Annotated in this window: 27 protein-coding genes; 2 read left to right on the forward strand and 25 right to left on the reverse strand. The window is 34.4% G+C overall.

The features are described 5' to 3' along the window. Nucleotides 1-3 precede the first annotated feature (3 nt). From AB671_RS06275 to AB671_RS06345, 15 genes are all read right to left on the reverse strand, one after another. Nucleotides 4-597 carry a transferase hexapeptide repeat family protein gene (locus AB671_RS06275; RefSeq protein WP_066676016.1) on the reverse strand — a complete coding sequence of 198 codons (594 nt, stop codon included), beginning with the start codon at nucleotides 595-597 and terminating at the stop codon, nucleotides 4-6. Between the two features lie 235 nt (nucleotides 598-832). Continuing rightward, entirely contained in the window at nucleotides 833-2038 is a 1206-nt protein-coding gene (gene pcaF / locus AB671_RS06280; RefSeq protein ID WP_066676018.1) for a 3-oxoadipyl-CoA thiolase, read from the reverse strand. 96 nt (nucleotides 2039-2134) lie between these two features. After that, entirely contained in the window at nucleotides 2135-2548 is a 414-nt protein-coding gene (gene paaI, locus AB671_RS06285; protein WP_066676020.1) for a hydroxyphenylacetyl-CoA thioesterase PaaI, read from the reverse strand. Between the two features lie 2 nt (nucleotides 2549-2550). Beyond that, nucleotides 2551-2865, reverse strand: coding sequence for a hypothetical protein (locus AB671_RS06290; protein WP_066676022.1), 315 nt, complete (start codon nucleotides 2863-2865; stop codon nucleotides 2551-2553). A gap of 88 nt (nucleotides 2866-2953) precedes the next feature. Continuing rightward, nucleotides 2954-4087, reverse strand: a complete 1134-nt coding sequence (locus AB671_RS06295) for a 3-hydroxyacyl-CoA dehydrogenase NAD-binding domain-containing protein (protein ID WP_066676024.1) — start codon at nucleotides 4085-4087, stop codon at nucleotides 2954-2956. 40 nt (nucleotides 4088-4127) lie between these two features. Continuing rightward, nucleotides 4128-4481 carry a four helix bundle protein gene (locus AB671_RS06300; protein ID WP_066676026.1) on the reverse strand — a complete coding sequence of 118 codons (354 nt, stop codon included), beginning with the start codon at nucleotides 4479-4481 and terminating at the stop codon, nucleotides 4128-4130. Nucleotides 4482-4516: 35 nt separating this feature from the next. After that, nucleotides 4517-5317 carry an enoyl-CoA hydratase/isomerase family protein gene (locus AB671_RS06305; RefSeq protein ID WP_066676029.1) on the reverse strand — a complete coding sequence of 267 codons (801 nt, stop codon included), beginning with the start codon at nucleotides 5315-5317 and terminating at the stop codon, nucleotides 4517-4519. Between the two features lie 102 nt (nucleotides 5318-5419). After that, nucleotides 5420-5884 carry a 1,2-phenylacetyl-CoA epoxidase subunit PaaD gene (paaD, locus tag AB671_RS06310; protein ID WP_066676031.1) on the reverse strand — a complete coding sequence of 155 codons (465 nt, stop codon included), beginning with the start codon at nucleotides 5882-5884 and terminating at the stop codon, nucleotides 5420-5422. 96 nt (nucleotides 5885-5980) lie between these two features. Next, complete coding sequence (gene paaC, locus AB671_RS06315; RefSeq protein ID WP_066676032.1) at nucleotides 5981-6730, reverse strand: 1,2-phenylacetyl-CoA epoxidase subunit PaaC; 750 nt, start codon at nucleotides 6728-6730, stop codon at nucleotides 5981-5983. Nucleotides 6731-6872: 142 nt separating this feature from the next. Beyond that, nucleotides 6873-7154 carry a 1,2-phenylacetyl-CoA epoxidase subunit PaaB gene (gene paaB, locus AB671_RS06320; RefSeq protein WP_034679196.1) on the reverse strand — a complete coding sequence of 94 codons (282 nt, stop codon included), beginning with the start codon at nucleotides 7152-7154 and terminating at the stop codon, nucleotides 6873-6875. A 123-nt stretch (nucleotides 7155-7277) separates the two neighbouring features. After that, nucleotides 7278-8216, reverse strand: a complete 939-nt coding sequence (gene paaA, locus AB671_RS06325; RefSeq protein WP_066676033.1) for a 1,2-phenylacetyl-CoA epoxidase subunit PaaA — start codon at nucleotides 8214-8216, stop codon at nucleotides 7278-7280. A 113-nt stretch (nucleotides 8217-8329) separates the two neighbouring features. Beyond that, nucleotides 8330-9415 (reverse strand): 2Fe-2S iron-sulfur cluster-binding protein, encoded by a 1086-nt coding sequence (locus AB671_RS06330; RefSeq protein ID WP_066676035.1) that lies wholly within the window; start codon nucleotides 9413-9415, stop codon nucleotides 8330-8332. Continuing rightward, nucleotides 9412-10731: a phenylacetate--CoA ligase family protein gene (locus AB671_RS06335; RefSeq protein WP_066676037.1), complete on the reverse strand. Its 1320-nt coding sequence runs from the start codon at nucleotides 10729-10731 to the stop codon at nucleotides 9412-9414. The genes AB671_RS06330 and AB671_RS06335 overlap by 4 nt, the downstream gene beginning before the upstream one ends. A 276-nt stretch (nucleotides 10732-11007) precedes the next feature. Beyond that, nucleotides 11008-12333, reverse strand: a complete 1326-nt coding sequence (locus AB671_RS06340) for a carboxylesterase family protein (protein WP_082987247.1) — start codon at nucleotides 12331-12333, stop codon at nucleotides 11008-11010. 69 nt (nucleotides 12334-12402) lie between these two features. Beyond that, nucleotides 12403-13305 carry a helix-turn-helix domain-containing protein gene (locus AB671_RS06345; protein WP_066676039.1) on the reverse strand — a complete coding sequence of 301 codons (903 nt, stop codon included), beginning with the start codon at nucleotides 13303-13305 and terminating at the stop codon, nucleotides 12403-12405. 353 nt (nucleotides 13306-13658) lie between these two features. Here AB671_RS06345 and AB671_RS06350 point away from each other — a divergent pair, with 353 nt between their 5' ends. Beyond that, nucleotides 13659-14711, forward strand: coding sequence for an NAD(P)-dependent alcohol dehydrogenase (locus tag AB671_RS06350; protein WP_066676041.1), 1053 nt, complete (start codon nucleotides 13659-13661; stop codon nucleotides 14709-14711). A 151-nt stretch (nucleotides 14712-14862) separates the two neighbouring features. On the opposite strand, the gene AB671_RS06355 is transcribed toward AB671_RS06350, so the two are convergent. Further along, complete coding sequence (locus tag AB671_RS06355) at nucleotides 14863-15225, reverse strand: winged helix-turn-helix transcriptional regulator (protein ID WP_066676043.1); 363 nt, start codon at nucleotides 15223-15225, stop codon at nucleotides 14863-14865. An 80-nt stretch (nucleotides 15226-15305) separates the two neighbouring features. Between AB671_RS06355 and AB671_RS06360 the strand changes: the two genes are divergently transcribed. Next, nucleotides 15306-16190, forward strand: a complete 885-nt coding sequence (locus AB671_RS06360; protein WP_066676045.1) for an NAD(P)H-binding protein — start codon at nucleotides 15306-15308, stop codon at nucleotides 16188-16190. 120 nt (nucleotides 16191-16310) lie between these two features. Here the strand turns inward: AB671_RS06360 and AB671_RS06365 are convergent, their stop codons facing one another. The 9 genes from AB671_RS06365 to AB671_RS06405 form a co-directional block, all read right to left on the reverse strand. Next, entirely contained in the window at nucleotides 16311-17588 is a 1278-nt protein-coding gene (locus AB671_RS06365) for an ectonucleotide pyrophosphatase/phosphodiesterase (protein ID WP_066676047.1), read from the reverse strand. Between the two features lie 66 nt (nucleotides 17589-17654). Further along, complete coding sequence (locus AB671_RS06370) at nucleotides 17655-18500, reverse strand: GNAT family N-acetyltransferase (RefSeq protein WP_066676049.1); 846 nt, start codon at nucleotides 18498-18500, stop codon at nucleotides 17655-17657. 125 nt (nucleotides 18501-18625) lie between these two features. Further along, complete coding sequence (locus tag AB671_RS06375) at nucleotides 18626-19399, reverse strand: T9SS type A sorting domain-containing protein (protein ID WP_066676051.1); 774 nt, start codon at nucleotides 19397-19399, stop codon at nucleotides 18626-18628. Nucleotide 19400: 1 nt separating this feature from the next. Continuing rightward, on the reverse strand, nucleotides 19401-19928 hold the full coding sequence (locus tag AB671_RS06380; protein ID WP_066676077.1) for an ankyrin repeat domain-containing protein: 528 nt from the start codon (nucleotides 19926-19928) through the stop codon (nucleotides 19401-19403). Continuing rightward, a complete protein-coding gene (locus AB671_RS06385) occupies nucleotides 19928-20470 on the reverse strand; it encodes a YceI family protein (protein ID WP_066676079.1) in 543 nt (180 codons plus the stop codon). Before AB671_RS06385 ends, AB671_RS06380 begins: the two co-directional genes overlap by 1 nt. Nucleotides 20471-20480: 10 nt before the next feature. Continuing rightward, the gene (locus AB671_RS06390; RefSeq protein ID WP_228390892.1) at nucleotides 20481-20822 is read right to left on the reverse strand and encodes a hypothetical protein; all 342 of its coding nucleotides are present in this window, start codon (nucleotides 20820-20822) and stop codon (nucleotides 20481-20483) included. 11 nt (nucleotides 20823-20833) lie between these two features. After that, complete coding sequence (locus AB671_RS06395) at nucleotides 20834-21679, reverse strand: DUF5777 family beta-barrel protein (protein ID WP_066676055.1); 846 nt, start codon at nucleotides 21677-21679, stop codon at nucleotides 20834-20836. A gap of 124 nt (nucleotides 21680-21803) precedes the next feature. Then, the gene (locus AB671_RS06400) at nucleotides 21804-22454 is read right to left on the reverse strand and encodes a Crp/Fnr family transcriptional regulator (RefSeq protein ID WP_066676057.1); all 651 of its coding nucleotides are present in this window, start codon (nucleotides 22452-22454) and stop codon (nucleotides 21804-21806) included. A gap of 137 nt (nucleotides 22455-22591) precedes the next feature. Next, a complete protein-coding gene (locus tag AB671_RS06405) occupies nucleotides 22592-22900 on the reverse strand; it encodes a DUF3467 domain-containing protein (RefSeq protein ID WP_066676059.1) in 309 nt (102 codons plus the stop codon). Nucleotides 22901-22907 lie beyond the last annotated feature (7 nt).

Consider the following 22907-nt stretch of genomic DNA (forward strand, 5'->3'; position numbering starts at 1 on the left):
GGGTTATTTCACATCATCCCAAATACTGTAATCAACAATTTTTGTTGGAATCTGTTGAATATATTCTGTAAAAGGTTCACAAGGTAAAATCGCATCTTTTCCTTCTCTTGCCAATTCCTGATATAGTTTTGTTCCTTCTGTTTTCCATTTAATCATCTCATCAGAAACATCACGGATAATTTTCGCAGGACTTCCAACGATTAATTTTCGTGCATCACATTTGAAGTTTGCAGGAACAAAAGCCAAAGCACCGATAATACATTCATCACCGATAACCGCTTTATCCATTACGACAGCATTCATTCCAACCAAACAGTTTCTTCCGATATGTCCGGAATGAATAATCGCACCGTGACCGATGTGTGCAGATTCTTCCAAGATTGTTTCAATACCCGGAAAAACGTGAAGCGTGCAGTTTTCCTGAACATTTGCACCGTCTTTAATGATAATTTTCCCCCAATCCCCACGAATAACCGCATTGGGACCGATATAAACTTCTTCACCGATCTCTACATTTCCGATAATCACCGCTTGTGGATGAACGTATGCAGAAGGTTTGATGATGGGGCGAATGCCGTGATATGAGTAAATGTTCATAGTTTTAATTTGAAAATTTGAGAATGAGTTAATTTGAAAATTATTTTTAACGCAAAGTCTGCAAAGTTTTTTTGAAAATTTTCATGCATATTTTTCGTTCGCAAAGGCGTTTGACTTCGTCGAATCTTTGATTTCATTCAGCCAAGGCTAAACTTTAAATTTAACGAGCTAATCTGAAAATTGACTATGCATTCTAAATAACATTTTCAAATTCTCAAATTAGCACATTTTCAAATTAAACTCTTTCTATTACCATTGCATAACCCTGTCCGACACCGATACAAAGGGTACATAATGCATATTTTTTATCTTGTTTTTGAAGTTCCATAGCAGCAGAACCAACGATTCTTGCTCCGGAAACTCCCAGTGGATGACCAATTGCAATCGCTCCTCCATTCGGATTGATTCTTGAATCGTTATCTTTTAAACCTAAACTTCTTGTCACTGCTAAAGATTGAGCTGCAAACGCTTCGTTTAACTCAATGATGTCCATATCGTCTAATGAAAGATTCAGTCTTTTTAATAATTTCTGAGTGGCTTCAACAGGACCGATTCCCATGATTCTTGGTTCAACACCAGCAACAGATGAACCTAAAATCTTAGCTTTTGGTTTTAAACCATATTTTTTCACGGCTTCTTCACTTGCAAGAATTAAAGCAGCAGCTCCGTCGTTCATTCCAGAAGCATTTCCGGCTGTTACCGTTCCTTCTTTTCTAAAAGCCGGACGCAGTTTTCCTAAACCTTCCATTGAAGAAGTTGGCTTAATAAACTCGTCAGTATTAAAAATTTTTGGTTCTCCTTTTCTTTGAGGAATTTCAACTTTCACAATTTCTTCCGCCAATCTTCCGCTTTCCTGAGCTTTAGTCGCTTTTTGTTGAGACCAAAGCGCAAATTTGTCCTGGTCTTCACGGCTGATGTTATGCATTTCTGCTAAATTTTCAGCAGTGTCGCCCATCGCATCTACGCCATACATTTCCTTCATTTTAGGATTGACAAATCTCCATCCGAAAGTGGTATCAAACATCTGACTATCTCTACCAAAAGCAGTACTAGGTTTTGACATCACATAAGGTGAACGTGTCATGTGCTCTACTCCACCTGCAATATAAATTTCACCTTCTCCAGAAGCAATCGAACGGAAAGCATTGGCAACTGCAGACATTCCTGAAGCGCACAATCTGTTTACTGTTTCACCTCCGATTTTGTAAGGAAGACCAGCTAATAAAAGTCCCATCCTTGCTACGTTTCTGTTATCTTCACCGGCTTGATTGGCGCATCCGAAAATAACGTCCTCAATTTCCTCAACAGGAACGTCAGGGTTTCTTGAAACAATTTCTTTAAGAACGATTGCTGCCAAATCATCGGCTCTAACTTCTGAAAGACCTCCACTTAGTTTTGAAATAGGAGTTCTGATGTAATCTATGATGTATACGTTATTCATTTTATTTAATTTGAAAATGTGTTAATTTGAGAATTTGAAAATGAAATAAAGCATTAAAAATAATTTTCAAATTGCCTCATTTCCAAATTTTCAAATTTATAGTTCTGTTACTTTTTTTCCGATTTTATAGACTGTCCCCACAAATTTTGCAACCAATTCTTTGTTCTGATTGGTGATGCTAATATCGTAGATTGCCGTTTTTCTGGTGTTATTTACCAAAATACTTTCGGCTCTGAAAATATCACCTTCTCTCCCCGCTTTGGTAAAATTGATGGTTACACTTAAAGCCACTGCTGCATTTCCGTCATTATTTGAGGAAAAAGCAAATGCTGAATCTGCAAAAGCAAAGGTTACTCCACCATGAACAGTTCCCAATCCATTAAGCATTTGTTTGGTAATCTGCATTTCAATTAAAGCATAATTTTCTTTAATATCAATGATTTTAATTCCTAAAAATTGGGAGAAATAATCCTTCTCCATCATATAATCTACAACCTGTCTTGGATTCATTTTTAATATTTACTTGTTAATTTTTCATATAATTCATCAGCCAATTTGTCGTAAACGCTCATGGTTTTGCCAAGAATTATCTGTTCGTACGAAAGATTTTCTGAATTTGATGAATTTTCTGTTGGATAAGAAGCACTTAAATCGATACCGTCTTCATTGGCGATTCTTTTAATCAGCTCTTTATATTTTTCATTAAATCTTCCTAACAAATCAAGCTTTTCCTTATCATCCTTTATCGAAGAAAGTTCCTGAATTAAATATTCTTTTTCAATGAGAAGCCTTGTTTCTAACTCAGCTCGAAATCCATCTATATCCATAATATTAATTTGAAAATTTAATTAATTTGAGAATTTGAAAATGAAAACTACTATCATTCATTTTCAAATTAGCACATTTTCAAATTGTCTAATTCAATTTGCGTAGTAACGGGCTTTGTCTGTATCTTTCTTCCTGATATTCTTCGTAAAGACTTTGTAGAGTCTCTGAGATTTTTGCATATCCAATCTCTTTTCCCCAAGCCAATAATCCTTTTGGATAATTTACACCTTTCTGCATTGCCAATTCTAAATCTTCATCATTCGCAACACCTAATCTTTTTGCTTCAACCGCTTCATTAATCAACATAGAGATAATTCTCAAGAAAATTTGTTGATAAAGAGCATCATCTTTTTGGGCAGTAGGCTTTTCTGCTCCTTCAGCATAATCATAAAAACCTTTTCCTGTTTTTCTGCCGTGAAGTTTTGCTTCAGACATTCTTTGTTGAAGAAGAGATGGTTTGTATTTCGGGTCGTAGAAATACTCGTTGTAAACTGTTTTGGTTACAGAGAAATTGACATCAACGCCAATTAGATCCATTAATTCAAAAGGTCCCATTTTGAAGTTTCCGATTGTTTTCATGGCATCATCAACTTGTTCTATCGTTGCTATATTTTCTTCAACAATCCTCAAACCTTCCCCATAGTAAGGGCGGGCAATTCTATTCACGATAAATCCTGGAATATCTTTAGCAATAACCGGAGTTTTCCCCCAATCTTTCATCAGATTATAGATTTTTTCCGCCAAAGATTTTTCTGTTAATAAAGATGGAATAACCTCAACTAAAGGCATTAAAGGAGCTGGATTGAAAAAGTGAATCCCGATGAAACGCTCCGGTTTTTGTAGTTCTGCACCGAGAGAGGTGATGGAAATAGATGATGTGTTGGAACCAATTACACAGCTTTCTGAAACATGTTTCTCTAATTCTGTGAAAACTTTGGTTTTAATTTCTTTGTTCTCGATAATCGCTTCGATCACTAATTCGCAATCTTTGAAGTCTTTCAATTCTGTAGCAATGGAAATATTCGCTAAAATTTCAGTCATTTTCTCTGCCGAAATTTTTTGTTTATCAACCAATTTGGTCAATGTTTTTTCCAAACCTACAGTTGCCGTTTCTACTTGTTTTGCATTGGCGTCATAGACCCAAACTTTGCATCCGTTCGTTGCGGCTACTTGTGCGATGCCGATCCCCATCGTTCCGGCACCGATAATTCCTACGTTCATATTTTAAATTTGAAAATTTGAAAATGAGCTAATTTGAAAATTATTTAAGTTTGGAACTTGAAATAATTTTAGACAGAATTAATAATATCTCTTTTAAATCGGAAATTAATTTTTCGTTTGGAGATTTGAGATGTGGAGATTTTAAACACAGTAAAAGCCAATATTCCGTTTCATCAGCTTCTTTCGCAGCGATTTTTAATTTATGAATAAAATCTGCCTTACTTTCTGCATTTTGAGCTTCTCTCACATTTGCTCCAATCGAAGTTCCTGATTTAAAAATCTGATTTGCTAAAGGAAATCTTTTAGCCTCATATAAATCTTCCGAAAATTCAATGATGTTCAATGCAAAGTCGAAAGTCTTATTTACAATAATATTTTCTTTGTCATTTCTCATTTTCAAATTCTCAAATTAATTCATTTTCAAATTGATTATCTTCCTTTATAATTAGGTTTTCTTTTTTCTAAAAAGGCTTGTACTCCTTCTTTGAAGTCTTCTGTTTCTGCAGCTTCCTGCTGTAAATCGCCTTCCAGTTCCAATTGTTCTTTCAATGTGTTATCGTAAGAATTGGCGAATGCTTTTTTGGTTAATTTTAAACCAACAGTCGGCATATTGGATACTTTCTCCAAAATTTCCATTGATTTTGAGTTGAATTCTTCTTCAGTGAAAACCTCAGCTACCAAACCATAAGATTTTGATTCTTCAGCAGATAATTTTTTTCCTGTAAATGCTAAATAATTTGCCAATTGTCTTCCCAATAATTTAGGCAAGAAATAGGTTCCTCCTGTATCAGGAATTAATCCAATATTTGAAAATGCCTGAGAGAAATACGCTTTATTACTTGCTAAAACGAAGTCACAAATTAAGGCTAACATTGCTCCTGCTCCTACAGCCGGACCATTTACCAAAGCCACAACCGGTTTTTTACAACGTGTAATCTCAAGTACCAAAGGATTGTAATAATCTGTTACAATTCTTCTGATAATATCGTTATCATGATGCTCGCTACCTTGAACAAATGCATCATCTAAGTTCTGACCAGAACAAAATGCTCTTCCTCTCCCCGAAATGGCTACACATCTTACCGTAGGATCATTACTACATTCTTTAATAAAATCTTTTAAATCTCCCAAAGATGGCTTTGTGAGCGCATTCATCGTTTCTGGCTGATTGAGGTAAGCAATTTTTAACTTCCCTTCAAAATGCGATTCAATATCAAGTTGTGTGTACATAGTTTATAATTTTTAAATTTGAAAATTAGAGAATTTGAAAATGTTTTTAAAGTAATTTTTTATTAATTAGCTCATTCTCAAATTTACACATTTTCAAATTATTTAATGACATTTAAAATAGTCAAATGGCTCTAAACAGTCTAAACATTGATACGAAGCCTTACATAAAGTAGACCCGAATCGGCTAATCTGTTTTGAATTCATAGAACCACAACGTGGACATTTTTTCGGTTTCCCAATGTGATGTTCGTCAGCTCCTTTTTCGGGAGGTGAAATTCCGTAAACACGAAGTTTTTCTCTCGCTTCATCTGTCAACCAATCCGTCGTCCAAATCGGAAACATTTTGGTGACTACTTTCGCATCCCAACCGTTTTCTTTCATGATTTTCATGATGTCTTCCTCAATGGTAAACATAGCGGGACAGGCAGAATAAGTCGGCGTAATGGTTACTTCACAAGAATTTTCGCTCGTAATTTTCGCTTCTCTCACAATGCCCAATTCCACAATATTGATTACCGGAATTTCCGGATCGGGAACGAGTTCTAATATTTCTAAAGGATTTTTCATTTATTAATTTGAAAATTTGAAAATTTGGGTAATTTGAAAATTTAGAATAGTCCGAAATTTTCAAATTAGCACATTTTCAAATTAATTCATTGACTTTTACCACGTACATCCAGGATATGCTCTCTGCATATACTGCAATTCACAAAGCATAAATCCAAAGTATTCTGTGTGATATCCTGTTCTTGATTTTGGTTGCATGAAAGGGTTTTCAGGATATTCTAAACCGAAATCTGCAAAATCTTTTTGTGTAATGGCAAGAAAATCTTCGTAAAGAGCATCTGTATTCGGAGCAATATTTAAAGCTACCAAATCATCTTCTCCTTCTGTTTTTGCAAATAAACCTTTGGTATACTCCCAAATATTTTCTATAGATTTTACCAAACGGGCTTTACTTTCTTCTGTTCCTTGAGCAAAGATTTTCATCCATGAAGCAGCATGCGTATAATGATATCTTACTTCTTTTAATGATTTCTGAGCAAGGGCAGAAAGCTCTTCATTCGCAGAATTTGATAATGCTTCGTACATCAATTTTTGATACACCGAAAAAACGTAAACTTTTAAAATCGTCTGAGCATAATCTTCGTTTGGAAGTTCTGTCCAGTGCGCATTTACATATTCGTGTTCGTATCTTAGGAAAGCCAAATCATCTTCACTTTTTCCGTTATCTATCACTCTTGAAGCATACACGTAAAAGTTATTTGCCTGACCAAGTTCATCCAACGCAATGTTCGTTAATGCAATATCTTCCTCTAAATAAGGACCTTCACCGCACCATGCAGACAAACGCTGTCCCATAATGAAACTGTCGTCCGCTAGTTTTAATAAATAATTATATAATGGGTTCATTATTTTTTAATTTGAAAATTTGAGAATTAGTTAATTTGAAAATTGAAAATTGATTGATTGTATTAATTGAAATTTTGAGAATAATTAACGTCGTTAAGGTCATTACCAAATTTTCAAATTAGCACATTTTCAAATTATTAATCTACATATTTTTTACATCATTTGGAATATCGTAGAACGTCGGGTGACGGTACAATTTGTCATCAGCCGGATCAAAGAAAGCTTCTTTATCAATTCCTTCTGAAGTCACGATATATTTACTTGGAACAACCCAAACAGAAGTTCCTTCTTTTCTTCTTGTATAAACGTCTCTTGCATTCTGCAAAGCCATTTCTGCTGTTGGAGCCTGTACAATTCCAACGTGTTTGTGAGATAATCCCGGTTTAGTCTGAATAAACACTTCCCACATATCTAAATTTGCCATAATTAATTTGAAAATTTGAAAATTGGTTAATTTGAAAATTGATAAATCGTGTTCATTGAAAATTTGAGCATAAATAACGTGGTTAAGGTCATTGTCAAATTTTCAAATTAGCACATTTTCAAATTATATTACTTCTTTTTGTTGTTTTTCTGCAAAAGCTATCGCCGCTTCTTTTACCCATAGGTTTTCTTGCTGTGCTTTTACTTTTGTCTGTAATCTTTTCTTATTACAAGGTCCGTTTCCTTTTAAAATCTCCATGAACTCATCCCAAGGAAGTTCTCCGAAATCGTAATGTTGTCTTTCCTCGTTCCATTTTAAATCTTTATCCGGAACTGTTAATCCTAAGAATTCAGCCTGAGAAACGGTAACGTCGATAAATCTCTGACGAAGACTGTCGTTACTTTCTCTTTTCACTCTGTAATTCATAGAGATTTTAGAGTTTGGTGAGCTGTCATCATTCGGTCCAAACATCATTAAAGCTGGCCACCAGAAACGGTTTAACGAAGCCTGAGCCATTTCTTTCTGCTGTTTTGTTCCACGGCAAAGTGCCATTAAAATCTCATAACCTTGTCTTTGGTGGAAAGATTCCTCTTTACAGATTTTCACCATTGCTCTTGAATAAGGGCCATAAGAATTCCCCATCAACATTACCTGGTTCATAATCGCAGCTCCATCAACCAACCAACCGATTGCACCGATATCTGCCCAACTCAACGTAGGATAATTGAATATACTTGAATATTTTGCTTTTCCTTCCAACATATCGTCGTAAGTAGCGTCTCTATCAGCTCTGATGGTTCCGTTTCCTAAAGTTTCAGTTGCAGAATACAAGTATAAACCGTGACCTGCTTCATCCTGAACTTTAGCTAAAAGAGCCATTTTTCTTCTTAATGAAGGAGCTCTGGAAATCCAGTTGGCTTCCGGCAACATTCCTACAATTTCAGAATGTGCATGCTGTGAAATCTGACGAACCAATAGTTTTCTGTAATCATCGGGCATTACATCTTTTGGTTCCACTTTATTTTCGTCGTGTACGTATTGTACAAATTTTTCTAAATCCATTTTTTTTAATTTGAAAATTAATTAATTTGAAAATTTGAGAATTAGGCAATTTGAAAATTAAAACACAATCATGGCATTTTCAAATTAGCACATTGACTCATTTTCAAATTATCCTAAACATCATAATTAAGCATCACCACATTCGTTGTCGGGTGACATTGACAGGTAAGAACGAAACCTCTGGCTACTTCTTCTTCGGTAAGCGCATAATTTTTTTCCATGAAGACTTCACCTTCCAAAACTTCGGCTTTACACGTACAACAAACTCCTCCTTTGCAAGCAAAAGGTACAGGAAGATTGTCTTTCAATGCTTTATCTAAGATACTCTCTTTTTTAGAATTCAAATGGAACGAATATTCATCATCGTCGATGATTACCGTTACCATACTTTCGATATTGGCAATCGCTTTGAATTCATCGCTCATTTCCTCCGTATTTTCCTCATCAGGAGCAGTGAAATATTCAAATAAAACCTGAATTGCCGGTACTTTTTTATCTTTCTTTAAATAATCTGCGATTCCTTTTATCATTTCTGAAGGTCCACAAATAAAGAAAGTTGATTCTTTTACGTCGATATCTGAATATCTTTCAAAAAGGTGGTCAAGTTTTTCAGGAGAAATTCTTCCTTCAAAAATCGGGTCTGCATGTGCTTCACGACTTACCAAATAAACAACTTTCAGTCTTCCGTTAAAAGTTTCCACCAATTTATCAATCTCAGCCTTTTTCATCACCTGGCTCATGCTTCTGTTGCTATAGAAAAGATATGCATTAGAATTAGGCTCCTGATAAAGACTTTCTTTAATATTTGATAATACTGGAGAAATTCCGCTTCCTGCCGCCAAACCAACGTAAGTTTTCACGTTTGTCGGGTGATAAGACGTATTGAAACCTCCCATTGGAGGCATTACTTCAAGAATTTCATCCATATGAAGATGTTCGTTGAAATAACCTGAAACTTTTCCGTTTTCTAAAAGCTTTACCAAAACTTCCAGCGTGTTGCTTTTTTCACTTGGAGCATTACAGATTGAATATGAACGACGTTCTTCATTACCGTCAATCGTCATTTTAAAGTTAAGATACTGACCTTGCTTGAATCTGAATTTATCTTTCAGCTCATCAGGAATTTCAACCGCTACATTTACTGCATCTGTTGTATCTTTCTGAACTCTAACTGTTTTTAATTTATAAAATGAATTCATTTTGTTTTTAGTATTCTATTAATTTTTCCACCTTCGCATTTCGGAAGACTGTCTTGAGCATGAATTTTCACTTTCGTGGTGATTCCTACTCGTTTTTTTATTTCGTTTTCTATACTTTTTCCAAAGTTTCCGACAAAAATAGTATAATCATCGGTATTTTGATTTAATTTTTTTGAAGCGACTAATTCATCCTCAATTTCAACATCAATATCCAACGCCACACACATTTGTTCTTTCTCAATCGGTGTTAAATAATAATTTGGAACTACGCCTTCCACATGAGAAAACGCTTCTTCGATTTGACTTGGATATACATTTACACCTCTTACAATCAACATATCGTCGGCTCTGCCAAGAATAGGTTTCATTTTCACCATTGCTCTTTTAGAGTTTTCGTCATAAAAAAGACTGGTGATATCATTTGTCCAATATCTTAAAAGCGGCATTGCTTTTTTCGTCAACGTTGTAATTACCAAAACCCCTTCTTCCCCAAATGGAACAGGTTCTTTTGTAATAGGATCTAAAATTTCAGGGTAAAAATGATCTTCCCAAATATACGCTCCTCCTTTTTCTTCGAAATCTTCCATCGAAACTCCAGGACCAATAATTTCACTTAATCCATAAATGTTGGTTGCATGAACGCCCAATCTTTCTTCGATATGATGTCTTATAATTTCTGTCCAAGGTTCTGAACCTAAAACGGCATATTTTAAACTGATTTCCTCTGCCGAGATTCCTCTTTTGGCAAATTCATCAGCAATTGTTAATGCGTAAGATGGCGAACAACAAATCACTTCAGGCTTGAAATCTAGAATTAAATCGACCTGTCTTGCCGTCATTCCTCCAGAAATTGGAAGAACGCTCATTCCTAATTTTTCTGCTCCGTAATGAAGTCCAAGTCCGCCTGTGAAAATTCCGTAACCGTAAGCGTTATGTAACTGCATACCAGGTTTTGCTCCGGCTGCATTTAAAGATCTTGCTACAACTTCACTGAATAAATCAACGTCTTCTTTTGTATATCCTACAACCGTTGGTTTTCCTGTTGTACCGCTTGAACAGTGAATTCTTTGTAATTCATCCTTTGGAACGGTAAATAACCCGAACGGATAATTATCTCTTAAATCTTGTTTGTAGGTGATTGGTAGTTTTGAAATATCTTCAATTGTCCTTATTTCTTGTGGTGATATTCCTAATTCATCAAATTTTCTTTTATAAAAATCTGACTTCTCTTCAAGATACCCCACCAAACTCACCAATCTTTCCGATTGTAGCTGTCTTAATTGGTCGAGTTTTAAATATTCAACTGAAAAATCCATACCTATAACTAACTAACATTTGTTAGGTGTAAATTTAAAAAGATTTTGGAACGTGACAAAATTTTTATGACTTTTATCATATTTTGAATGATTCTAAATAGGTAAAGCTAAGATTGAGGTTGAGTTTAAAACAAATTATTGTGACAAGCTTCTCATTCTGAATCATTTCTTCTTAAAATAGAATGATGTTTTTTCTCGCTGATTTAGGAGACTAAGCAGATATTTTAATGAGAATTTGCTTTGCTTGTGAGATATTTAAGCAAGCTTCAATGAGTTTCAAACTTTAAAAACTTCTAGTATTTCCGGTCTCTCAGAATCATCTGATATTTTTCCGGTATTGGCAAATTCAGTCCAGAGTTTTCTTAATTTTTTTCCATTCTCATCCATGTATTTCCATGGAATATTTTTTAAAATTCCTGCATTTTTCCAGGCAGATTCATTCCCAAAAATAAAAGGCAGATCAATAGCATGAGCTCCTAAAAAATAATTTGAAACCCTAAAACGCGGATAAATTCTAAACAAATAAATATTTCCATCAGCACTAGCAAAATCTTTCGCAAAATCTTCTGCCGGTTTCCCATAAATAATTTCTGTGGTCGTACGAATTGCTCTATTTAAAACTTTTACAGGAAAATATTTATTGATCGTATCTGAAGTTTTCAGGTAAAAAGAAGTTTCTTCATCATTCAAACCTATTAAAACATCTATTTTCTTTGCTTTTTCTTTCCATTTTTCTTCGGCTTCCCATTCATTACACAAAGGAGGGAAACCATATTGAGTACCGAAAGGCATTGCTGCTTTTAACCCATATTTCAAAAAAGAAGGGGTAAAATTTTTATAGTTCTCAATAATTTCTAAAATATCCGATTTATCATTAAATATCTGAGTATTTTTCAAAAATTCGGCAACCATTTTTTGTCGGTTTTTCCTTAAACCTAAAGGAGCACTGTGAATAATCACTCTTTTGAATAGGTTTTCGATTCCCTCAGAAAGAAGAAGATGAGCAATTAAATCTCCACCTGAAGACTGTCCAAAAAGGGTAATATTTTCTGAGTCTCCACCAAAAGAGGTTATATTATTTTTGATCCATTTTAGAGCTTCAATCAGATCAAACAGACCTAAGTTGGCTGGTTTTTTTTCGTTTCCACCTAAAAATCCAAAAATCCCTAAGCGATAAGAAACGGTTACTACGATAACATTTTGCTCTTTGACCCAATCGGTAGGATCAGCTGTAGGAATATCACCGCAGCCAATTTCGTAAGAGCCACCATGAATCCAAACGATGACAGATAAATTTTCGTTTTCCACACAATTTTCTGGTCTGACAACTGAAATAAATTGTGGTGATTCATCCACTTCAAAATTATCTAAATTGGTCTTACCAATCATTTTTTCTAAAAGCGGACTTATATTTTGCGGACAAGCAGGTGTTTTCTCAGGAAACATAATTTCACCAAGCGATGGCTGTACTGCAATCGGTTTTTTAAATCTTTCAGAATATGCATACCGGATATTTTTAGCTTTTAAAATTCCGTTTTCTCTGAAAGCTGTAATTCTTCCGAAAGGAGTCTGAAAAATATGAATATGATTATTTGCAGTCATTGGCTTCAGACATAAACTTTAAGTTTATTTATGAATACAATTTACAAATTTTGTTTTTTATATTTAAAATTAATTCAGAGATTTAAACTCGCTTGGAGAAACGCCGACTTTACTTTTGAACAATCTTGTAAAATGCTGTGGATATTTAAAACCAAGATCGTAAGAAATTTGGCTGATCGATCTTGAAGCTTCAAAGATCTGTTCTTTCGCCACATCAATTAGTTTATTATGGATAAATTCCTGAGCAGAAATTCCAATTTCTTTTTTGATCAGATCACCAAAATAATTCGCTGAAAGATCAAGCTGTTCTGCGAAATAATTGACCATCGGAAATCCCAGATCTTTAGGTTTATCAGACCTTAAATAATCATCTAAAGATCTCTCAAACTTACCTATAAAATTCTGATTAACGTGGTCTCGTGTAATAAACTGACGATCGTAAAAACGCATGCAATAATTCAGAAATAATTCAATATTATTAACAATCAATGATTTGCTATGTTTATCAATCGCCTGTTCGAGTTCTAATTTTATATTTTTAAAGCATTCTAAAATAATTTCTCTTTCTTTTTCTGAAAGATGTAAAGCTTCATGAACATCGTAAGAAAAGAAATTGTAGTCTCGGATATTTCTTCCCAAGTTGGTTCCTTTCAATAAATCGGGATGAAAAATTAAGGCAAAACCGGCAGGCTGAATATAAGTTCCTGCATTGTAAATTCCGTAAGTCTGGCCAGGAGCGATGAAAACCAGAGTTCCTTCCTGATAATCATAGCTGTGCTTTCCGTATTGCATATCACCACACATTACATCTTTCAGAAAAACGGTATAAAAACCAAACTGTCTTATATGCTGACAAATAGGATCAGATTTAGAAAAATCTACCACACTTACCATCGGGTGCAATGTTTCGTGCTTCAGCATTTTATTGTATTCTGAAACGCTGTTGTATATTTCAACTTGCTGATTTTCCATGAAGTAAATTTTTAATTTTAATTCAAAATTACCAATTTCCGACCTACAATATTGGGTGTAAGTAAAATTGGTAAATGATTCTGTAATTTATATAAGTATTTTTACATTTAAAGTATCGACTTTTGTATCAGAAAATTGATGATCTGTTCTTTAAATTATGATATTTGATTTTAACGCAAAGAGCGCAAAGTTTTTTTAAATGTTTGAAAATATTTTTCGTTCGCAAAGGCGTTTGACTTCGTCGAATCTTCGATTTCACTCAGCAAAGAACACGAACATCTCAAATTATGACTGATTGAAGGTAATCAGTTTAGAAAAAATAGAAATAGTATAATCAAACTAAATTAAAAAATATGGACACATTCACCGTAAAAGCTTTTGGAGCAGAATCTAAAACTGCAGATTTAGCAGAAATGAGCATCGAAAGAAGAGAGACAACATCAAAAGATGTAGAAATTGAAATTTTGTACTGCGGAGTTTGCCACTCTGATCTTCACACCGCAAGAAACGATTGGGGAGGATCGAAATACCCTTCTGTTCCCGGACATGAAATTATCGGAAAAATTACAAAAGTAGGAAGTGAAGTTTCTAAATTCAAAGTTGGCGATCTTGCAGGAGTTGGCTGTATCGTAGATTCTTGCGGACATTGTAACAGCTGTAAACATGATTTGGAACAATATTGTGAAAACGGATTTACAGGAACTTATAATGGAAATGACAAGCATTTGGGAGGCCATACTTTTGGAGGATATTCTCAGAAAGTAGTTGTGGACGCAGGTCACGTTTTAAAAATCCCGGCAAATCTAGATCTGGCTGCAGTTGCACCTTTGCTTTGTGCAGGTATCACAACATGGTCACCATTAAAACACTGGAATGTTGGTTCTGATTCTAAAGTTGCCGTTGTTGGTTTAGGCGGATTGGGACATATGGCAATTAAGCTTGCGAAAGGTTTAGGAGCAGAGGTAACTTTATTTTCAAGAACTCCGGGAAAAACTGAAGATGCTAAAAAACTAGGCGCAGATCACGTCATTATTTCGACTGATGAAGAGCAGATGAATTCTGTAAAAGGAAAGTTTGATTTAATTATCGACACTGTACCTTACGATCATGATGTAAATCCTTACATTACCACTTTAACGATTAACGGAACTCATGTTTTGGTAGGATTTATCGGTAAAATGGAAGACAGCTTGTTTACTCCGCCAATGATCATGGGAAGAAAATCTGTTGCAGGATCTGTGATCGGAGGTATTGCCGAAACTCAGGAAATGCTTGATTTCTGTGGCGAACATAATATTGTATCTGAAATTGAAATCATCAAAATGCAAGACATCAACGAAGCGTACGAAAGAATGCTGAAAAGCGATGTGAGATACCGTTTTGTGATTGATATGCAGTCTTTATAATATCAAATTTAATTATAAAAGAGACTCTTCATTTTTGGAGAGTCTCTTTTTGTTTTATGAGGATAATTGACTTTGTTAGTTTTAAATAGAAAAATTTAGCTACCCGTCTTTTTGCTTATGCAAAAATCCATTCCTTCAGAGAAGGGAAATTTTATTTGTATTCACCTTCCATTTCTTTGAAAGCCCATTCTGCCATTGCTTGAATAACGGGAATTAACCCTTTTCCGGATTGGCTTAAATTGTAGGTAACGTGTGGCGGAACAACAGGTTTTGCCGTTCTGATCACTAATCCGTCGTTTTCGAGTTGCTTTAAATGCTGAATCAGCATTTTTTCTGTAACCGCAGGAATTGCTCGTTTCAGTTCGCTGTATCTTTTATCACTTGTTGAAAGATGATATAAAATAATTGGTTTCCAATAGCCTCCAATCTTTTCCATCACATAGGTTACCGGACAAAGATCTAATGCAATTTTTTTATTCTGCTGAATAGTAGAACTTTCTTTAATAGCTGCCATAATACATACTTTAGGGTAAGTACTTGTATAAAAGTATGTACAAATATAACTTTGTTCTCAGAAATAAAAAAATATTTATTATGAAAATAATCATCACAGGTTCATTAGGAAATGTAGCGAAACCACTTGCACAACAATTAATTTCAGAAGGTCATGATATTACTGTAATCAGCAGTAACGAAACTAAGAAAGACGAAATAGAAGCTTTAGGCGCAAAAGCAGCAATCGGTTCTATTGCAGATTTAGATTTTTTAGTTAAAACTTTTGAAGGAGCAGATGCTGCATTTTTAATGACTCCTCCGAATATGGGTGGGGTTAATATTGTTGAAAATACCATTAATGCTGGAAAAAATTATGTTGAAGCTATTAAACAAACCGGAATAAAGAGAGTTGTCATGTTAAGCAGTATCGGTGCTGAGTCACCTGTGGAAAACGGACCGATTAAAGGGTTACACTTTATCGAAAAATTCTACAATGAACTGGACAATACTTCTGTTACATTTTTAAGAGCCGGATATTTTTATTTGAACTTCTTTAATGATATCCCTTTGATTAAAAACGCAGGAATTATCGGAGCTAATTTCCCTCAGGATGTGAAAGTTCCGTTAGTTCACCCTATTGATATCGCCAAAGCAGCAGCTGAAGAATTGGTTAAGAACTTTGAAGGTAAAAATGTAAAATATATTGTAAGTGATGAGCGTAAAGCTTCTGAATTCGCTCAAGTTTTTGGAAACGCCATCGGTAAACCCGACCTTCCTTGGATTGAATTTAAAGATGAAGATTCTTTAAACGGAATGCTTCAAGCCGGACTTCCTCAGGAAATGGCTGAGTTATATACCGAAATGGGAAGAGGAATCAGAACGGGTGTTGTACAAAAAGATTTTATTGAGCATGGTTCTGTTGTTGGTGGAGAGATTAAATTAGAAGAATTTGCAAAGGAATTTGCTGAAAAATTTAATGCTTAATTTCTTTTGGTTAATTTAAAATTTTCGGCGAGCCTTTGGTTCGCCGAAAATTTATTGTAATTGTTTTTTGATAGGGTTTTACCCTATCCTTTGATAAGTCGTCCTTTCAGGACTTCAATTTTATTTCTTTAATGTTTCTTTTAAAACCTTCAATTTTCCATCAATGGGCTGTATGATTTTTAAACCTAAAATTTCAGCAACCAAAGGATAAACATTGATGTTTTCAAATTCATCAATTTCTAAGTTGTTATTAAAATTAGATCCCCAAGCGAAGAATGTGGCTTTCATTTCAGGGACGATTTTCGGGTTGTAACCGTGTTTCCCTACCGAAGTTCTTTTATCTCTTTCTAAAAATATTTTTGGTGCTTTTGGAATGAGTAAAATTTGCCCTATTCTATTGTATCGGTCATCTTTTGTAGCGAAGTGCAAATATTTAGGCAATTTTTTATCCAGATAAACTTCATAATCATCAGTTTTATTGGCTTTTAATTCTTTATAAACACTTTTTACCTCATCAGGATTTTTCACATAAACTCTTAATAAAGTCTGAGAATTATAATAATCGAATCTGTTTTTATCAAAAAGTATTTGAGGGATTTCAAGTGGATTTCCGCCATCAACTTTTATCATTCCATGATCGGAAACGAAGATAAAATTGACATTTTTTAAGCCTAATTGATTGACTTTCTGAACCAACTCCCCTATCGCATGATCAACTAAATGAACAGCCACTTCTGTCTCTTTTGTATCGGGACCAAAACGATGTCCCGCACCGTCAACTTCCGGAAAGTATAATGAAATAAAGTGTGGTCTTTTATCTTCAGGAAGTTTCAGCCAATTAATTACTTTATCCACTTTTTCTGAAGGCGTAAATTTTTCGTGATAGGGATAATAATACGTTGGCCTCATTCCACCTGCATCACTTGCAGAACCTACCCATTGCAAAGAAGCACTGATTGTTCCTTGTTTTTCTGCCAAACTCCAAAGCGGAGTTCCACCGTACCAAGTTCCGTCTTCAGCGTTCTGGCGATTGCTCATTGCGTAAGCTTCTTTACGTTGATAATCGTAGAAAAAATTGTCTATTAAACCGTGATGAGAAGGGTATAATCCTGTAATTAATGTCCAGTGATTTGGGAAAGTAATGCTCGGATAACTCGGGATCATTGCTTTTGCCTGAATGCCTTCATTTGAATATTTCAAAAGGTTCTGGGCATTGTATTTTTTAGCATAATCATATCTGAAACCATCTGCAGAAATCATGATAACATATGGTTTTTGCATTGCTTCTGCGTTATTTATTCGGTCTGAAACGACAATCTGAGCCGTATCAACAGGAGCGTTCTGAGCATAGATCATTAAAGAAAAAAACAGCAGTACAATTTGTATTCCTCGCTTCATTAGTAAATTTTTTGCAAAGTTACAGTCTACCATTCTCTCATAAAAATTTATACGATGAAAAGTATATTAAATCTCTTTATTCATTTCAAACTGAGAGAGCCAGTTTTTAAGTCCAACTCCTTTTTCTAAGAAAGCTGAAGTATTTTCTGAAGCATCATCTACATTATTAACAGATACAGACTGTCCACCACTCAATTTTTCAATAATTCTGAAAAGTTCTGTTCCGATGCCCTGTCTTCTGTAATTTTTATCAACAGCAATCTGAGACACTTTCCTCGCAATAGGATTGTAAACAGCATATCCTACAAGTTGTTGATTTTTGTAAGCTCCCAGGATTTTGTATCTCTTTTCCCTATCAATAAGTATCGCGTTAGAATTCTGCCACGACGGCGTAATATCCCAAAAAGATTGAAATACTTCCCATTGAAAGTTATCCATTTCTTCTATAGACACTTCTGTATTCTTTTCTTTAAGCTCAATAATTCCGTTGAAACAAAGGAGTTTTCTAGCGATTTGAAAGCCTAGATTTTCATAAGCTCTAATGGCAGGATCATTTTTTTCGATGACCTCAAGAGTAAGTACATCTGCATTTTTTTCTTTTAAAACAGGAAGTATGAAATCGTACATTTTTCTGACAAGTCCTTTTCCTCTGTATTCCGTATTAATTCCAGTTCCTGCATTATAAATGATATGTTGCCCGTTTTCTTCTTTCCAGGCTTGAAGGATAAATCCCTGTAGCTTATTAGATTCAAAAACACCGACAGACAAATTCAAATCGATTTTCTCTAATGCTATTTTTAATTCTAATTGCTCTAATGACAAATGAAAAGGAACCACGTAGTCAGAAAAAGAAGTATTAAATACTGATAAAAGCTCTTCTACATCAACAAGTTCAAGATTTTTAAATTCCATGTATATAATTTTATAAAGTAATAAAGTTATTGACTTAAAAAAACATCAATAAAGTTTGAATTTTCACTCCATAAAAATACCTCTAAAAAATTTAGAGGTATTCAAAAAAATATAATCTTTTCTATTTATTCTTTAATTAGTTTCTGATAAGCAGTAGACCCATCTTTTAAGGTAATTTCAAAATAATAATTACCCGATTTTAAATCTGAGACATTGATATTATCGCCGTCAATTTTTACGGTTTTTACCTTTCTACCTGTAGATTCATAAATATCAACTGATTTTATTTTATCCGCATTTTTGAAAGATACAGTTTCCTTTGCCGGATTAGGATAGAGAAGAACTTTTTTATTTTCAGCAAAAACATCGTTCACTCCTAAAGTTCCCGCTTTTGTTAACACTGCATATCCTCTGTTTCCTGTTCCTCCGCCATGATAAGCTAAAGTTGTAGAAGAACCTTTTGCAAAAAAGATATTCATAGTTCCTGCTGCATTGGTAAAGGCTGTATCTCCTGCTCCACCGGAAAGAGAGCGTGTTGCTACAATTGTTCTCGTTCCTGAAGCAACAGTATTAGAGGTTATCGTCCAATCTTGTACTGCATCGGGATTTGGTGTATTTCCTACACCAGCAAAAGTATAATCTAAGTTTGTATTTGTAGTTGAATTTACATTATAAATAAATCCATCTACACCGCTTACCATACCACCGCTTGTTCCTGTTCCGCCAAAACCAACTCCTAAATAAGAGGTGTCCGGACCTGTAAGCGTTAAGGTGGCTAAAGTGGCAGAAGTATCTAATTTTACAGTCATTCCTGTAGAAAGAGTAACTGTACCTGTCGTAAACTGTGCCCAAGCAAAATTGGCAAGAGCAATGCTAAATACTAGTAAAATTTTTTTCATTTTAATTTTTTAATAAATTGATGAGGTCTTTGTTTGTTGTTTGTAAAGCATATTCAAAAGGAGTCATTCCCTGTGAATCTTTTAGAGATTTATTGGCATTGTGCCTCAGCAGCAATTCTGCCAATTCTTTATTTCCGAATTTTACTGCCCAAAATAAAGGAGTTGCCCCTGTGGAATCAGCAATATTAGGATCAGCGTTTTTCTTCAATAAATATTCTACCAGTTCTTTATTATATTTCACCGAAAGTCCTGCAAGCGCAGTTCCTTCCTGGCTTTTATAATTAACATCTTTCACATGGTCAATAAGAAATTTTGCCACTTCTATATTACCTCTGTAACAAGCCAAAATTAATGGTGAAAAGCCATTTTCATTGGTTTGATTGATTACATCGGGATTCTTAGCCATCAGTTCTTTTACTTCAGCTACCGATCCGCTCCTTGCAATATCAAAAATAGATCTTGCTTTTTCCTGAGCCGACATTACCGTAAAGCTCAGAATGAAACTTAGTATAAAAAATATTTTCTTCATCATTTTGATAATATATAGTTATATTCAACATTTACATTTTCTGCAACTTTCTTCATGACCATTTTGGGAATAGTCACTTTAAAATCAGCCGGTCTTGCCACAAAAGTTCCTTGCATACAAATTTTTCCGTCTTTAGCATAAATTGTAGCCGTAGAATTTACTGCCTTATCAACTCCATGAAAATTTAATGTTCCCTGAACTGTATATTTCTGAGGAGATGCCGTCAATTTCGTTTTATCAAAATTTGCAATCTTTCCCTTAAAAGTAGTCTTTGGATATTGTGCCGTTTCTGCGTAATTTTCATTAAAATGCTCTTCCATTAATTTCACTTTAAATTGGAAATTTTTAACAGTAGAAACAGATGCAAAATCTCCATTATCAGCATTGATGATAGCAATATTGCTGTTATCTTGCGCAAAAACATCTTCAAATAAAGGTACGGACGCTTCGAATGTTACTTTACCTGTTTTCGTTGAATATTTCTGAGCCGAAACAATGTTGACAAAACCTAATGTGACGATTAATAATACTAGATTTTTCATATTAATTGTTTTAATTTTCAGTAAGCCCATCGGCTTTCCATTTTATGATAATTTCAATTTGAGAGGGCGACAAACTTCCGCCTTGAGGCATTTTCTGAGGGTCGCCGATTGGTCTATTAATTCTGTTGATAATATTATCTATATTATTTTTCACCTGATTATAGCTCGTCCATGGTTGAAACGAAGCTGAGCCTCCAGCTGCATGACAACTGATACAATTGGCATCAATAATCGGTTTAACATCTTTATTATAGGTTACCAATTCTGCAAGAGGAGTTTTATCTGAAATTTCTTCGTAGGTTCTGCTTTCACAGGCAATAGATACCAATGCCAGTGAAATAATACACATCATTTTTTTCATACCTAAAAAACTCTATAAAGATTAAACCCAAAGAAAATCTGCCCTTTCTCCCATTTTCCGGAAGCATTTGTGAGATAGCCAATATCTGAATTCAACTGGGAATTACTAAACAAAAGCTGGAACACGTGTCCCCCAGTTTCTAGATCCATCCCAATTGATAAAGGATTTTTATAAAAACTGTGATTATCAAAATTCACAAAATACTCAGCGTTGATGGATATTCTTTTCGAAATCTTATAACGACCGCCTAAACCTGCCAAGAACTGATTTTTATCTTCAATCATCGGTTCATAAAGGTTTTTGTGAACATAAGAAGGTGTTAACTGTAAAGAAAAATTTTCATTAAACCTTCTTGAAATTAATGCCTGGGTAAGATAAGAAAGTCGGTCTCCGAACTTCAGATGTGGATAATTATCTTTACTAAGGTCTGTATTTACCGCCATGACATTGTATCCCACAATATCAACCGGGAAATTTTCGTTTTGCTTAATTAATCTATATTTCGCTCCGCCTTCAAAAGTTTTTAAATTGGTTTCTCTCGAAAGGCTCAATGAAATATTATCGGTAACACCATAAATGACACCCAGTTTTGTAGAAGCATCATCTAATCCGAAGAAATCTTTGAAACCCTTGCTTACATCACCAAATCGATGGGCTACAACAATGTACCATTCGTTTTTTGCAGTAAGCTTAGTAGATTGCCCCGTAACAATCTGAAGTGCCTTGAAAGCAGGCGGTGAAATTTCGGTATTTTTTGTTTGAATGGTATCAATATCTTTCAAGAGGTCTTCCTGAGCAAAAGCAAAACCTGAAGCAAATATTGACAAAAAAAGGAAAGTTTTTGTCATACACATAATTGTTTATTATTCGTATGACAAACTTATACACTTATAATTCTAAAAACAGGTGACAAAAGTCACCGAGTGAATTGTTTTTATCAATCGGATTGTTAAAAATATTAAATAATATTTATTAGTTCAATCTAACATTCTCATTAATAGGGATTTTTATACCTTCTTTTGTTTGAATAATTTCGCCTTCATTCTCTACTTTTTTCAAAACTCTGCTCACAACTTCTCTGGAAGTTCCTAAATGATTGGCAATTTCTTTATGAGTAATCTTAATAGGATTGTTTCCGGTGATAGAAATTTGTTGTCTTATATAATTTAAAACTCTTTTATCTAGTTTATGAAAAACCGCATCGTTCACCATATTCATAATATCTGTAAAACGAAGATCAAATTCGTAATAAAAAAGCTTATTAATTTGGGGGTATTTGATGAGCCAATCTAATAAAACAGGAGCCGGTATTATTAATGCCTCAGTCTCTTCTTCTGAAACCACATATACCCTGCTTACAAAGTCATTAAAAATGGTTGAAAAACTCATTAAACAAGTTTCTCCGGATCTTATATAGTTGTAAATGAGTTCTCTTCCGTCATTTAGTGCATATACTTTTAAGCTTCCGCTTATTACAAAAGGAATAGTTTTTATTTTGCTTCCTTCTGCAAGAATTTCAGTTTTTCCTTTTATTTTAACCCTAGAGGCATGCTTCTGAATTTCTTCTAGAAAATCATTTCCTAAAAATCCGAATTTTTCGAAGATAAATTGTTCATCTTTCATATTTTTTCAACTTTGCCTAGCAAATATAATTTAAAATGATCAAGGACTATATATAATTTATTGTTTAAGTTAATATGTTATAAAAAAAAGAGTGCCCCAACTTTCGTTGAGGCACTCTTATATGATAAGAAAAAATCTTAAGCGTTAACGTTGTTTCCTCCTAATACGAAAGGCTCAACTTCTTTGATTTCTCCAAATTGTTGCTCGTAGTTTGTGATGTTTTGCTGAAGTGCAGCTAAAACTCTCTTAGCATGAAGTGGAGCCAAGATTACTCTTGATCTCACGTTAGCCTGCTGTACACCTGGCATAAGCTGGATAAAATCTACTACAAACTCAGATGGAGAGTGGTTTACTAAAGCAAGGTTACAGTAAACCCCTGAAGCTACCATCTCGTTAAGTTGGATGTTGATGTTGTTTGGATCGTTGTTTTGATTTTGATTGTCCATTGTATAA

Origin of the sequence: Chryseobacterium sp. BGARF1, assembly GCF_001677955.1 — a bacterium.
GTDB lineage: Bacteria > Bacteroidota > Bacteroidia > Flavobacteriales > Weeksellaceae > Chryseobacterium.

What these genes read in the sequence shown, in the direction of transcription:
- AB671_RS06385 (WP_066676079.1), bottom strand. Translation starts at nt 20,470, where the DNA reads ATGAAAAATCTAGTATTATTAATCGTCACATTAGGTTTTGTCAACATT.
- AB671_RS06380 (WP_066676077.1), bottom strand. Translation starts at nt 19,928, where the DNA reads ATGAAGAAAATATTTTTTATACTAAGTTTCATTCTGAGCTTTACGGTA.
- AB671_RS06275 (WP_066676016.1), bottom strand. Translation starts at nt 597, where the DNA reads ATGAACATTTACTCATATCACGGCATTCGCCCCATCATCAAACCTTCT.
- AB671_RS06405 (WP_066676059.1), bottom strand. Translation starts at nt 22,900, where the DNA reads ATGGACAATCAAAATCAAAACAACGATCCAAACAACATCAACATCCAA.
- AB671_RS06395 (WP_066676055.1), bottom strand. Translation starts at nt 21,679, where the DNA reads ATGACAAAAACTTTCCTTTTTTTGTCAATATTTGCTTCAGGTTTTGCT.
- AB671_RS06300 (WP_066676026.1), bottom strand. Translation starts at nt 4,481, where the DNA reads ATGAGAAATGACAAAGAAAATATTATTGTAAATAAGACTTTCGACTTT.
- paaA (WP_066676033.1), bottom strand. Translation starts at nt 8,216, where the DNA reads ATGGATTTAGAAAAATTTGTACAATACGTACACGACGAAAATAAAGTG.
- AB671_RS06360 (WP_066676045.1), top strand. Translation starts at nt 15,306, where the DNA reads ATGAAAATAATCATCACAGGTTCATTAGGAAATGTAGCGAAACCACTT.
- AB671_RS06375 (WP_066676051.1), bottom strand. Translation starts at nt 19,399, where the DNA reads ATGAAAAAAATTTTACTAGTATTTAGCATTGCTCTTGCCAATTTTGCT.
- paaI (WP_066676020.1), bottom strand. Translation starts at nt 2,548, where the DNA reads ATGAATCCAAGACAGGTTGTAGATTATATGATGGAGAAGGATTATTTC.
- paaB (WP_034679196.1), bottom strand. Translation starts at nt 7,154, where the DNA reads ATGGCAAATTTAGATATGTGGGAAGTGTTTATTCAGACTAAACCGGGA.
- AB671_RS06400 (WP_066676057.1), bottom strand. Translation starts at nt 22,454, where the DNA reads ATGAAAGATGAACAATTTATCTTCGAAAAATTCGGATTTTTAGGAAAT.
- AB671_RS06335 (WP_066676037.1), bottom strand. Translation starts at nt 10,731, where the DNA reads ATGGATTTTTCAGTTGAATATTTAAAACTCGACCAATTAAGACAGCTA.
- paaD (WP_066676031.1), bottom strand. Translation starts at nt 5,884, where the DNA reads ATGAAAAATCCTTTAGAAATATTAGAACTCGTTCCCGATCCGGAAATT.
- pcaF (WP_066676018.1), bottom strand. Translation starts at nt 2,038, where the DNA reads ATGAATAACGTATACATCATAGATTACATCAGAACTCCTATTTCAAAA.
- AB671_RS06330 (WP_066676035.1), bottom strand. Translation starts at nt 9,415, where the DNA reads ATGAATTCATTTTATAAATTAAAAACAGTTAGAGTTCAGAAAGATACA.
- AB671_RS06295 (WP_066676024.1), bottom strand. Translation starts at nt 4,087, where the DNA reads ATGAACGTAGGAATTATCGGTGCCGGAACGATGGGGATCGGCATCGCA.
- AB671_RS06340 (WP_082987247.1), bottom strand. Translation starts at nt 12,333, where the DNA reads ATGACTGCAAATAATCATATTCATATTTTTCAGACTCCTTTCGGAAGA.
- AB671_RS06350 (WP_066676041.1), top strand. Translation starts at nt 13,659, where the DNA reads ATGGACACATTCACCGTAAAAGCTTTTGGAGCAGAATCTAAAACTGCA.
- AB671_RS06390 (WP_228390892.1), bottom strand. Translation starts at nt 20,822, where the DNA reads ATGATGTGTATTATTTCACTGGCATTGGTATCTATTGCCTGTGAAAGC.
- AB671_RS06345 (WP_066676039.1), bottom strand. Translation starts at nt 13,305, where the DNA reads ATGGAAAATCAGCAAGTTGAAATATACAACAGCGTTTCAGAATACAAT.
- AB671_RS06290 (WP_066676022.1), bottom strand. Translation starts at nt 2,865, where the DNA reads ATGGATATAGATGGATTTCGAGCTGAGTTAGAAACAAGGCTTCTCATT.
- AB671_RS06365 (WP_066676047.1), bottom strand. Translation starts at nt 17,588, where the DNA reads ATGAAGCGAGGAATACAAATTGTACTGCTGTTTTTTTCTTTAATGATC.
- AB671_RS06355 (WP_066676043.1), bottom strand. Translation starts at nt 15,225, where the DNA reads ATGGCAGCTATTAAAGAAAGTTCTACTATTCAGCAGAATAAAAAAATT.
- AB671_RS06370 (WP_066676049.1), bottom strand. Translation starts at nt 18,500, where the DNA reads ATGGAATTTAAAAATCTTGAACTTGTTGATGTAGAAGAGCTTTTATCA.
- paaC (WP_066676032.1), bottom strand. Translation starts at nt 6,730, where the DNA reads ATGAACCCATTATATAATTATTTATTAAAACTAGCGGACGACAGTTTC.
- AB671_RS06305 (WP_066676029.1), bottom strand. Translation starts at nt 5,317, where the DNA reads ATGTACACACAACTTGATATTGAATCGCATTTTGAAGGGAAGTTAAAA.